The sequence below is a fragment of the Rubrivivax sp. A210 genome, from assembly GCF_904426505.1.
Lineage (GTDB): Bacteria > Pseudomonadota > Gammaproteobacteria > Burkholderiales > Burkholderiaceae_C > Rubrivivax.
The window spans coordinates 366090-377795 of record NZ_CAJGBN010000034.1 but is presented as its reverse complement, the minus strand read 5'-3'; the positions used below and the strand labels follow the sequence as shown (position 1 = coordinate 377795).

Annotated in this window: 9 protein-coding genes and 1 other RNA gene; 6 read left to right on the top strand and 4 right to left on the bottom strand. The window is 70.4% G+C overall.

Annotated features, from left to right (window positions below; all coding sequences use genetic code 11):
- Window positions 1–30 precede the first annotated feature (30 nt).
- Both JMV16_RS17815 and ffs read left to right on the top strand, forming a co-directional pair.
- Entirely contained in the window at window positions 31–1158 is a 1128-nt protein-coding gene (locus tag JMV16_RS17815) for an AIR synthase related protein (protein ID WP_201495620.1), read from the top strand.
- Window positions 1159–1193: 35 nt separating this feature from the next.
- Window positions 1194–1291, top strand: an RNA gene (ffs, locus tag JMV16_RS17810) — signal recognition particle sRNA small type.
- Between the two features lie 54 nt (window positions 1292–1345).
- Here the strand turns inward: ffs and JMV16_RS17805 are convergent.
- Together JMV16_RS17805 and JMV16_RS17800 are read right to left on the bottom strand one after the other, a co-directional pair.
- The gene (locus JMV16_RS17805) at window positions 1346–3685 is read right to left on the bottom strand and encodes a protein kinase domain-containing protein (protein ID WP_201495679.1); all 2340 of its coding nucleotides are present in this window, start codon (window positions 3683–3685) and stop codon (window positions 1346–1348) included.
- Window positions 3686–3687: 2 nt separating this feature from the next.
- Window positions 3688–5508 (bottom strand): HDOD domain-containing protein, encoded by a 1821-nt coding sequence (locus tag JMV16_RS17800; RefSeq protein ID WP_236580583.1) that lies wholly within the window; start codon window positions 5506–5508, stop codon window positions 3688–3690.
- A gap of 216 nt (window positions 5509–5724) precedes the next feature.
- On the opposite strand from JMV16_RS17800, the gene trxA reads away from it, so the two are divergent.
- From trxA to JMV16_RS17780, 4 genes are all read left to right on the top strand, one after another.
- Window positions 5725–6054 (top strand): thioredoxin TrxA, encoded by a 330-nt coding sequence (gene trxA / locus JMV16_RS17795; RefSeq protein WP_201495619.1) that lies wholly within the window; start codon window positions 5725–5727, stop codon window positions 6052–6054.
- A gap of 204 nt (window positions 6055–6258) precedes the next feature.
- The gene (gene rho, locus JMV16_RS17790; protein ID WP_201495618.1) at window positions 6259–7521 is read left to right on the top strand and encodes a transcription termination factor Rho; all 1263 of its coding nucleotides are present in this window, start codon (window positions 6259–6261) and stop codon (window positions 7519–7521) included.
- Window positions 7522–7619: 98 nt separating this feature from the next.
- Window positions 7620–7880 (top strand): type B 50S ribosomal protein L31, encoded by a 261-nt coding sequence (locus JMV16_RS17785; RefSeq protein WP_201495617.1) that lies wholly within the window; start codon window positions 7620–7622, stop codon window positions 7878–7880.
- A 78-nt stretch (window positions 7881–7958) separates the two neighbouring features.
- Window positions 7959–9638, top strand: coding sequence for a hypothetical protein (locus JMV16_RS17780; RefSeq protein WP_201495616.1), 1680 nt, complete (start codon window positions 7959–7961; stop codon window positions 9636–9638).
- Here JMV16_RS17780 and phoR read toward each other — a convergent pair.
- The gene (phoR, locus tag JMV16_RS17775; RefSeq protein ID WP_201495615.1) at window positions 9635–10978 is read right to left on the bottom strand and encodes a phosphate regulon sensor histidine kinase PhoR; all 1344 of its coding nucleotides are present in this window, start codon (window positions 10976–10978) and stop codon (window positions 9635–9637) included. The genes JMV16_RS17780 and phoR overlap by 4 nt on opposite strands.
- A gap of 13 nt (window positions 10979–10991) precedes the next feature.
- Window positions 10992–11705: a phosphate regulon transcriptional regulator PhoB gene (phoB, locus tag JMV16_RS17770; RefSeq protein WP_201495614.1), complete on the bottom strand. Its 714-nt coding sequence runs from the start codon at window positions 11703–11705 to the stop codon at window positions 10992–10994.
- Between the last annotated feature and the right edge of the window lies 1 nt (window position 11706).

Sequence of the window (11706 nt, the reverse complement as noted above, 5' to 3'; positions counted from 1 at the left end):
ATTCTATGGGGCCAGGGATAATCGGTCGCCATGACGCAGACCCCGCAAACCCCGCTGAGCTACGAGCAGGCGGGCGTCCAGTACGACCTCATCGACCCGCTAAAGGTGGCCGCCCAGCGCGCCGCCGCGGCCACCGGCGCCCACCTGGGGGCCCACGGCTACGCCGAAGTCACTGCCTCGCGCGGCGAATCGGCCTATGTCGTCGATGTCGGGCCCTTCTACCTGGCCAGCATCGTCGAATGCCTGGGCACCAAGACCCTGGTGGCCGACGAGATGCAGCGCCTGCAGGGCCACGAGGGCGGGCCCCACCATTACGCCGACATCGCCCAGGACACGCTGGCGATGGCCATCAACGACCTCATCACCGTGGGCGCCACGCCCCTGGTGGTGCAGGCCTACTGGGCCGCCGGCGGCAGCGAGTGGTTCACCGACGAGCAGCGTGCGCGCGCCCTGGTGCGCGGCTGGAAGGACGCCTGCGACCGCTGCGGCGTGGCCTGGGGCGGCGGCGAGACCCCGGCCCTGGCCGGCGTGGTGGAGGCCGGCCGCATTGACCTGGCGGCCTCGTGTACCGGCCTCGTCAAGCCCAAGGAAAGGTTGAGCCTGGGCGACGATCTCGCCACCGGCGACGCCATCGTGCTGCTGGCCAGCAGCGGCATCCACGCCAACGGCCTGAGCCTGGCGCGCAAGCTGGCCGAGCGCCTGCCCCAGGGCTATCTGACCGAGATCGAACCCGGTCTGAGCTATGGCGCGGCCCTGCTGGCGCCGACGACGCTGTATTCGCCGGTGACCGAGGCGCTGTGGCAAGCCGGGCTGCGCGTGCACTATGCCGCCAACATCACCGGCCACGGCTGGCGCAAGCTGCTGCGTCACCCGGGCGCCTTCCGCTACCGCATGCACAAGCTGCCGCCGGTGCCGGCCGTGCTGCGCTACATCCAGCAGCAGGCCGCCATGGACGACGCCGAGGCTTACGGCACCTTCAACATGGGCGCCGGCTTTGCGCTCTTCATGCCCGCCGAGGCCGCCGAGGCCGCCGTCGAGGTGGCGCGCCATTGCGGCGTGGCGGCCTGGGTGGCCGGCGTGGTGGAGGACGGCCCGCGCGAAGTGCTGATCGAACCACTGGGCATTCGCTTCAGCGGCGAGGATCTGAAGCTGCGCTGAAGCCGGGCAGGGCCGCCTCGCCTACAATCGAACGCGACGGGCCTCCCCGCATGGAAGCGCGCCCAACCGGGTCAGGTGGGGAACCAAGCAGCCCTTAGCGTTGCAACCAGTGCCGGGGGTAAGGCTCGTCACCCTCTCCGCCTCGCCCGTCCTCGCCCTCTCCCGGGCCGCGCCCTCGGCGCCGGCGTCAGGCCGTCGCCCGCGCGAAGGCTGCCGCCACCTGGTCGCGCAATGAGCGCAGCAGTGTCAATTCGGCGTCACCCAGCACCAGGCTGCCGGCATGCAGCTTGTCGGCGTAGATGAGGCCGATGGGCACGCGCCTGATCATCAGCGGCATCAGCAGGAAAGTCGGCGCATTGACGCGCTCGCGGTACCACAGCGGCAGCTTGCCGGCCACGGCGGCGGCGTCGCTGATGAGCAGGTCGGCGCCGCGGGTACACAGTGCCGCAAAGAGATCGCCCTCGCCCGCGGCCTCGGGCTCGATGCGGAAGGCGGCGCTCAGCTCCATCGCGTCGGCACCCACGCCGACGCGGCCGAGCAGGCGGCCGCCGCGCGGCTCACGCATGCAGAAGACCACGCGATGCAGGTCGAGCGCGTGCAGCATGCCATCGAGCACCAGCTTGAGCACCTCGTTGAGGCTCAGGCGCTGGCCGGCGATGGCACCGCGCACCTCGTCCAGCGCATGGTTCAGCCGGTGCTGGGCGCCGCCGGACTGCCCCGACGGCAGGATCAGGGTCTTGGCCATCGACAGGTCAAGGCCGGCGCTGGTTTCGGCGATCAGCCGCCGCGCCGGCGCGTGGCGCGCCACGTTCAAGCCCATGGCCTGGGCCAGCTGCGAGAGCTCCTGGCGCGATGTGTGGGCGGCGCCGACGATCTCTCGCGCATTGACGCCGAACAGCGGCGCGTACTGGTCGGCCACCAGCGCCAGTTGCTTGCCCTGCTCTTCTCCGTCATGCGCCAGCAGCACATCGGCCACCGCATTGGCGCCGCGGCCCAGCCAGCGCAGGCGCTCGACGGCCTGGTCGGGCCCGCGGCCCAGCGGCCGCGACGGAATCTCGCCCTGGGGCGCGCGCAGCGCCTGCTGCAGGCTGTCGGGCAGGCCCCAGGCCTTGGCGACACCGCTGCCCAGATCTTCGAAGCCCAGGCCGAGCACGCGGCGCGCAGCCGCTTCGCGCTCGAAATGGCCTGGCGTGTGATCGCCCAGGTGGGTGCGGATCTGCACCGCCTCCTCGGGAAAGTAGTACTCGGTGAGAAGGCGCCCGAGGTTCTGGAACATCGCGCCGAGAAACGCCTCCTCGCCCTCGCGCTGGATCGGCGACAGCGTGTCGGCCAGCATGCCGGCCATCAGCGCGCGCAGGAACTCTTCCTTGAGTACCGCGACATGGGCCTTGTCGCTCATGTGCTCGAGCAGCAGCACCGACAGCGCCATGTTGCGGATGCCGGCAAAACCCACCAGGGCCACGGCGCGCGATACCGTGCTCACGCCGCCGCCGGCCGCCGCGGTGAAGTGAACCGTGTTGACCATGCGCAGCAGCTTGTTGGTGAGTGCCACATCGCGCAGGATCTCGTCGGTCAGCGTGCGCAGGCTCTCGCGGTCGGACGAGGCGATGCGCTGGATGCGCAACACCGAGGCCGAAAGCGCCGGGAAGTCGGTCTTGTGGCGCATGCGGCGCAGCAGGAACTGCAGCGTGGCGTCGTTGTTGCCGGCGTCGGGCAGGGCGCCCTGCTCAGGGTTGAGCCACGCCGAGAGCGCCCGGTGCATGCTGCGCGCGCTGTCGTAGCGGGCGGCGGCGTCGCGCGCCAGTGCGCGCTGCACGATGCCGCGCAGCACCTGGTCGACCTTGGCGTGGGCCGGCAGCACCATGTCCTCGGTCTGCACGCGCTGCACGGCACGGTACGGGTCGTGCTCCTGCATCAGCGGTGTACCGGCCAGCAGTTCGCCCAGCAGCACACCGGCCGAGAAGACGTCCATGGCCGGCAGCGGCGCCTGGCCGCGCGCCGCCTCGGGCGAGATGTAGCCGGGCGAGCCGACGATGCGGCCGTCGGTGCGGTCGGTGCGCGCGGCGATGCCGAAGTCCATCACACGCGCTCGGCCGTCGCGCCCGAGAAGGATGTTGGAGGGCTTGAGATCGCGGTGGACGATGCCGTGGTCGTGGGCCACAGAGAGAGCGTCCAGCACGCCCAGCAGCAGCGCCACGGCCTCCTTGGCCGGCATCGCCGGGCGGCTGCGGCGGGCCTCGGACAGCGTCGGGCCCTCGACATACTCGAACACCAGATAGGGCTGGCCTTCGTGCTCGTCAGCCTCGAAGACCGGCACGATGTTGGGGTGGTTGAGGCGGCTCACGGCACGCGCCTCGTCCAGCCACTGGCTCACGGCGTCGGCATCGGCGCCCGGATTGAGCAGCTTGAGCGCAACTTCGCGCTCCAGGCGCGGGTCATGCGCCAGCCAGACCGTGGCCTGCGCGCCGCGGCCAAGCTCACGCAGCAGCTCGAAGCGGCCCAGCCGGCGCGTCGCGCTGGCGGGCATGGTCACGGCGGCGATCCGGCCGGGCGCCGCAGTGCGGCGACAGGCGCCGGCGCCTGGGGTGCTTCATCCAACGGCGCCTGCTCGGTGGGAGCGATGTGGTCGGGCGGCTTGCCGGCCAGGGCCGCCTGCAGGTCGCGCAGGCCGATCTCGAGCGCGCGGCCATAGCGTTGCGCCACGCGCTGCATCGCTGTCGCCACCCGGTGCGGCGCCAGGGACATGGCATCCATGGTCTCGTTGGCGCAGCTGGCCACCAGGCGCAGCGTCTCGTCGTCGCTCTCGGGCGTGTGTACCGGGGTCGTGGGCGGCAGGCGGCGGATGAGGGCCAGCACCGCGTCGTCCAGCCCCCAGTGGCGGGCCACGGCGGAGCCCAGGGATTCGATGTCAATGCCCAGCACGGCATAGGCAGCGCCCTGCTCGCTCATGCCGGGTTCCTCGGCCTCGCCCTCGCGCGTGGCCGGTGCCGGCAGCATCAGGCGGTGGATCTGCTGCGCCTCGTCCGGGAAGTGGTAATGCACGACCAGCCGGCCCAGGTTCTGCAACAGGGTGACGAGGTAGACAACCTCGCTGTCATAACCGGCCGGACGCAGCGCCAAGGCCAGGCGACCGGCACGCTTGACGCGATCAAGCTGGCGCTGCAGGTCGGCCGCGCCCACGTCCGACAGCGGCCCCGGCCAGTCACGCAGCGCGGTCGCGGCGCGCCGCACGCCTTCCAGGCCCAGCATCGCGATGGCGCGGCGCACCGTCAACACCGGCCCGCTGCCCGAGACCTGGGCGCCGCGCACCTGGGCCGAATTGACCAGGCGCAGCATCTCGAAGGACAGCGCCAGATCTTCCAGCACCACCTCGGCGAGCTCGTTGGTGCGCTCGCGCTCCATCGCGACCAGGCGCGCCACCCGCCGCGCTCCACCCGCCGTGGCCGGCAGCACGCCCGCGTTGCGCAGACGTTCGGCCAGCAGGGCCAGCGCACCGGCGCCGCCGGTCTCGGTCTGCAGCCAGCCTTCAAGGGCGGAAGCCAGTGTGCGCGCACTGTGATAACGCTGACGTTCCTGGCGGTCAGTCGCCCGGTTGACGATGGCGCGCAGCGGCTCGGCCACTGGCCGCGCCGTGGTCCAGGGCAGGCGCACGATCTCGCGCCCCAGCGGCGGCAGGCGCAGGACGACGCGGGCGACATCGCGCTCCTCGATGGCGCCCTGGCCGGTGATCATCATGTGCAGCAGCACGCCGGCGGCCAGCACGTCGCGCTGGGCGGCGTCGCGCTGTTCGCGCCGCGCGCCCGGCTCGGCCGCTACCAAGCCGGACAACGGTTCGGAGGCCGCCGCCTCGGAGGCGACACCCAGACCCACCAGGCGCAGCCCGCCGCCCTCTCCCACCAGCGCCAGAAAGGGCTGGATATCGTGGTGGGCGGCGCCCGCATCGTGGGCGAAGGCCAGGCCCTGCATCAGTTGCAGGCCCAACGCCGCGACCTCGGCGCCCGCCAGGCCCTCTTTGGTGATGTGGTCGGCGAGGGTGGCCTCGCCCAGCGGGTCGTAGGCGGCGAAGGGCCAGCCGTCCTGCACACCGACCTCGATCACCGCGGCCAGGTTGGGATGGTTCAGGCGCGAGGCCTTGCGCACCGCCTGCTGCCAGCGCTCAAGCCCTTCGGCACCGGCCGGCTGCACGCGCGGCAACACCAGCATGAGTTCCTGGCCCGAGCGGGGCTCGATCACCAGCCAGCACATGCTGCGGTCGCTCTTCCCGAGCAGGCGCAGCAGTTGGCGACGCCCGAACCATCGCACGGGGCTGGCAGGCGGGGACGCGGCGGCGCCGGAACCGATGGCACTCATGTCTGAGGATTGCACCCTAGCGCTGCCGGCGCGGTGCCTGGAACAGCGGGCAAATGAACGAGCAGTTTTCGCGCGGCCGGTGGCGTCAAGTCAATTTGCGCTATCACGGCCATGGTGGCAAGGTGGGCCCGCCAAGGGCTGCCGAATAAGGCCTTTGTGTCAGAATCTGTGAGCCTAACGCAAAGGCCGTGCAGTCCGGCACGTGGAGAGAAAGCAATGAGCAGCGAATTGATCAAGCACGTCACCGACGATTCGTTCGGCAGCGATGTCCTGCAGGCCGACAAACCGGTGCTGGTGGACTACTGGGCCGAATGGTGCGGACCCTGCAAGATGATTGCCCCCATCCTCGACGAAGTGGCCAAGAGCTACGACGGGCGCCTGCAGATCGCCAAGATGAACGTCGACGAGAACCGCGCCGTTCCCGAGAAATTCGGCATCCGCGGCATCCCGACGCTGATGCTGTTCAAGGGTGGCGAACTGGCCGCCACCAAAGTTGGCGCGCTGTCCAAGGCACAGCTCACGGCCTTCCTTGACGGTCATCTATAATCTCCGTCAACGGCGGGCGCCAAGAGCGCCCGCCGTCTGACCCGCCACCACGCTCCGCCCTCGCCCGCCTGTCACGAACAGGCCGGCTCCTGACGGCAAACCTCGTGGATCCGGCGACCCTCCACCAGCGGCCCGCCTGTCGTCCCCGACAGGCCCGCGCCTTGCGGCGCGCGAGCCGCTTAGCATCTGCACCAGGGTGCCCCCATGCATCTGTCTGAACTCAAGGCCCTGCCCATCGCGGCGCTCATCACGATGGGCGAGGCGCTGGAGATCGAGAACGTCGCCCGCCTGCGCAAGCAGGAGCTGATGTTCGCGATCATGAAGAAGCGCGCCAAGGCCGGCGAACAGGTCTTCGGCGACGGCGTGCTCGAGGTGCTGCCCGATGGCTTCGGCTTCCTGCGCAGCATCGAGGCCAGCTACATGGCGTCCACGGACGACATCTACCTCAGCCCGAGCCAGATCCGCCGCTTCAACCTGCACACCGGCGACATGGTCGAGGGCGAGGTGCGCGTGCCCAAGGACGGCGAGCGCTACTTCGCGCTGGTCAAGGTCGACCGTGTGAACGGCCTCACGCCCGAGGAGAGCAAGCACAAGATCATGTTCGAGAACCTGACCGCGCTGTTCCCGAAGGAACAGTTCAGGCTCGAACGCGATGTCAAGGCCGAAGAGAACATCACCAGCCGCATCATCGATCTCATCGCGCCCATCGGCAAAGGCCAGCGCGCGCTGCTGGTGGCCCAGCCCAAGACCGGCAAGACGGTGATGATGCAGCACATCGCCCACGCGCTGGTGGCCAACCACCCCGAGATCCACCTCATCGTGCTGCTGGTCGACGAGCGGCCCGAGGAAGTGACCGAGATGCTGCGCACCGTGCGCGGCGAGGTCATCAGTTCCACCTTCGACGAACCCGCCGCGCGCCACGTTCAGGTGGCCGAGATGGTGATCGAGCGCGCCAAGCGCCTGGTCGAGTTGAAGAAGGACGTGGTCATCCTGCTCGACAGCATCACCCGCCTGGCACGCGCCTACAACAACGTGCTGCCCTCCAGCGGCAAGGTGCTGTCGGGCGGCGTCGATGCCAACGCGCTGCAGCGGCCCAAGCGCTTCTTCGGCGCCGCGCGCAACACCGAGGAAGGCGGCACGCTGACCATCATCGGCACCGCGCTGGTGGACACCGGCTCCAAGATGGACGAGGTGATCTACGAAGAGTTCAAGGGCACGGGCAACTGCGAGATCCACCTCGACCGCCGCATGGCCGAGAAGCGCGTCTACCCGTCCATCCTGATCAACAAGAGCGGCACACGGCGCGAAGAGCTGCTGCTGAAGCCGGAAATCCTGCAAAAGAGCTGGATCCTGCGCAAGCTGCTGTACCCGATGGACGAGATCGAGGCGATGGAGTTCATCCTCGAGAAGATGAAGGCCACCAAGAACAACTTCGACTTCTTCGACATGATGCGCCGCGGCGGCTGATCGTCGGTATAGAATTCCGGGTTTCCTCCAACCAGGAAAGTGCGCTCGCCCGCGTTTTAGACGGGCGGCGTGGCTCCCAACCCCGCAGAGGCTTTTGCATGAAGAACGGCATCCATCCCAGTTATCGCGAGGTCTGCTTCCAGGACCTGTCCAACGGCTTCAAGTTCGTGACGCGCTCCTGCGCCACCACGAAGGAGTCGATCAAGCTCGAGGACGGCCGTGAACTGCCGCTGATCAAGCTGGAAACCACCAGCGAGACGCACCCGTTCTACACCGGCACGCAGAAGAGCGTGGACAACCTGGGCGGCCGCGTCGAGAAGTTCCGCAACAAGTTCGCCCGCGTCGGCCTCAAGAAGTAATCCAGGCAGGCGTACCGAACCCCGACAAAGGCAGCTTCGGCTGCCTTTTTCGTTCCTGCCCTGCGGCATCATCGACGCGTGAGCAAGCCACCCAAACCCGCCCTCGTCACCGCACGCAGCGCCCGCCGCCTGCCGCGCGTGCCGTTGCTGCTGCTGTGCGCCGCCTACCTGCTGCCGGGCCTCTTCGGCCGCGACCCCTGGCGCAATGCCGACCTCGCCGCATTCGGCCAGATGGTGGCCATCGCCCAGGGCCGCACCGACTGGCTGGCGCCCACGCTGGGAGGCATGCCGGCCGACAGTGCGCTGCTGCCGCACTGGCTGGGCGCCGTCTTCATCGCCGCCGGCTCGCCCTGGATGGCCCCCGAACTGGCGGCACGGCTGCCCTTCGTGGCCCTGCTGGCGCTGACGCTGGCCCTGGTCTGGTACACCACCTTCCACCTCGCGCGCACCGAAGCCGCCCAACCCGTGCCCTTCGCCTTCGGCGGCGAGGCCCAGCCGGTGGACTATGCACGCGCGATCGCCGACGGCGCCGTGCTGGCCCTGATGGCCACGCTGGGCCTGCTGCAGCTGGGCCACGAGACCACGCCCGAGCTGGCGCAGCTGTGCGCCATCAGCCTGCTGCTCTACGGCCTGGCCGCCGCGCCCAGCCAGACCTGGCGCGCCCGCCTGGCCGCTGCCGCCGCCCTGCCCTTGCTGGCCGGCAGCGGCGCGCCGGCCATCGCGCTCGCCGCCGGCCTGGCCGGCGCCGCGGTTTGCCGCGCCTCGCGCTATGCCCAGGTGCGCGCCTTTGCCACCTGGGTGCTGGGCGGCACGGTGGCGGCCGTGGCCCTGGCCTGGTGGCTGGGTACCTGGCGCTGGCGCGTCACTGCCTGGTCGGGCGACGCCGGCGCCGGCATCGCCCGGCAGTGGCTGTGGTTCCTGTGGCCGTCGCTGCCGATGGCGCTGTGGACACTGTGGCGCTGGCGGCGCCAGCTCTCGTTCCGCCATCTCTCGGTGCCGCTGGTGGTGGCCGGCGCCGGCAGCCTGGCCAATCTGGCGATGGCGGGCAACGACCGCGCGCTGATGCTCTCGCTGCCTGGCTGGGCCGTGCTCGCCGCCTTCGCCCTGCCCACGCTCAAGCGCGGCACGTCGGCGGCCATCGACTGGTTCTCGATGTGCTTCTTCAGCCTGTGCGCCATCACCATCTGGGTCATCTACACCTCGATGCAGACCGGCCTGCCGGCGCAGCCGGCCATCAACGTCGGCCGCCTTGCGCCCGGCTTCGTCCAGCCCTTCTCGGCGCTGGAGCTGCTGCTGGCGCTGGCCGGGACGGCGGCCTGGATCTGGCTGGTGCGCTGGCGCACCGGCCGCCATCGCGAGGCACTGTGGAAAAGTCTGGTGCTGCCGGCCGGCGGCGTGGCGCTGTGCTGGCTGCTGCTGATGACGCTGTGGCTGCCGCTGCTGGACTACTGGCGCAGCCCGCGGCCCTTCGTGGCACGGCTGACGCCCCATGTGCCGGCCGGTGCCTGCATCGCCGCCCCTGGCCTGGCCATGGCCACGGTGGCGGCGCTCGAGCACTTCGGCCGCTGGCGGGTGGACGCCAGCCCCGACGCCGCCGCCGGCCCTTGCAACGTGCTGTTGCGCGTGGCGCGCGGACGGCCGCTGCCATCGCCGCCCGCGGGCTGGCAGCAAGTCGCTGAGGTCAAGCGCCCGACCGACCGCGCCGAGGTCACGCTCGTCTATGAGCGTGCCACCGCACGCGCCCCGCAACGCCCCTAGACGCGTTCGAGTCCGGCCTCGGCCACCACCTGCCGGCGCCGCGCCCGAAAGGTGGGAAAGACGAGGCGGAAGGTCGAGCCCTGGCCGGGCTCGCTGGTGATGTCGATCTCGCCGCCGTGGCGCTGGATGACGTGCTTGACGATGGACAGGCCGAGGCCGGTGCCGCCGGTGTCGCGCGAACGGCTGCCATCGACGCGGTAGAAGCGCTCAGTCAGGCGCGGGATGTGCTCACGCGCGATGCCCGGGCCGCTGTCACTGACATCCACCTCGGCGCTGCCGTCTTCGCGCCACAGCCAGTGCAGCGCAATGCGGCCTCCCTCTGGCGTGTAGCGCACCGCGTTGTTGAGCAGGTTGCCGATGGCGCTGAGCAGTTCGGTGTCGCTGCCGGCCAGCTCGGCATCGTCGCCGCCGCTGCGCTCGATCTGGTGGCGGCCGCCCGAAAGCGCGGTGGCATCGGCCTGGGCACGGCGCAGCAGCGGCGCCACCGGCAGCCAGCGGTCGGCGCCCGGGCGCGGGCTGCCTTCGAGCTGGGCCAGCGTCAGCAGGTCGCCCACCAGGGCCTGCATGCGCTGCGTCTGCTGCTGCATCAAGGCCAGCACGCGCTGCCGCTCGGCCTCGCTCAGCGGCAGGCTGGCCATGGTTTCGAGAAAGCCCGACAGCACGGTCAGCGGCGTGCGGATCTCGTGCGAAACGTTGGCGACGAAGTCGCGCCGCATGGCATCGTTGCGTTCGCGCTCGGTGATGTCCTGGGTCAGCACTAGGCGCATGCCATCGCCGTAGGGCCGCGCCAGCACCGACAGCGTGCTGCCGCCCTGGGGCCCGGGGAAGACCACGGCTTCGTCGAATTGCCCGGCCTGCATGTAGGCCACGAAGGCCGGCGCGCGCACGAGGTTGGTGATGCGCTGGCGGCGGTCGCGCACAGGATCGAGCCCGAAATGCACGGCCGCGACCGCGTTGCACCACTCGATGGCACCCTCGTGGTCCAGCATCATCACGCCATTGGGCGAGGCGTCGATGGCGCTGAGGAACTGCTGCAGCCGTTCGCGCTCGGCGCGCACCGCGCTGTCGCGCAGGCGCATCGCGCGCTCGATGCGGTAGGCCAGCTCGCCCCAGTAGCCGGTATCGCGCGGCGCGGTCTGGCCCTGCGCGCCACGCAGCCATTCCAGCAGGTGGCGGCCCTGGCGCGAATCGACGAAGACGGCACCGAACACGCCGAGCAGGCCGCCCAGCGCCATGCCGACGAGCGCCGCGTGCGCCAGGCCGCCGATGAGAAAGCCGAGAAAGACCCCGGTGGCGACGGTCAGCGCCGCCGCCAGGAAGCGCGCGATCACCCAGCCCATGCTGCCGCCCGATTCAGGCCGGAACCGTGCCGAGCTGCTGCGTCAATCGGTAGCCGGCGCCGCGCACGGTCTCGATCAGGCCCGAGCAGTTGACCGGCGCCAGCGCCTCGCGCAGGCGCTTGACGTGGACGTCGACGGTGCGTTCCTCGATGAAGACGTGGTCGCCCCAGACGCGGTCGAGCAGTTGGGCGCGGCTGTGTACACGCTCGGGGTGGGTCATGAGGAAGTGCAGCAGGCGAAACTCCGTCGGCCCGACCTTGACCTCGCGCATCTCCTCGCCCTGGCGCCGCGTGACACGGCGGGTGGCCGGATCGAGGCGCAGTCCCAGCACCTCGACCGCGGCGTCCAGCGCCTCGGGCGCCTTGCGGCGCAGCACGGCGCGGATGCGCGCCATCAGCTCCTTGGTCGAGAAGGGCTTGGTGAGGTAGTCGTCGGCGCCGGCGTCCAGGCCGGTGATCTTGTCGGCCTCCTCGGCGCGCGCCGTCAGCATGATCAGCGGCAGCTCGCGCGTGCGCGCATCGGCACGCCAGCGCCGCGCCAGCTGCACGCCCGACTGCGACGGCAGCATCCAGTCCAGCACCACCAGGTCGGGCAGCACGCGGTCGACTGCGGCCTGGGCGGCGTCGGCGTCGGCCGCGATGGCAACCTCGAAGCCGGCGTGGCGCAGGTTGATGGCAATCAGTTCGGCGATGGCCGATTCGTCTTCGACGACGAGCACGAGACTCATG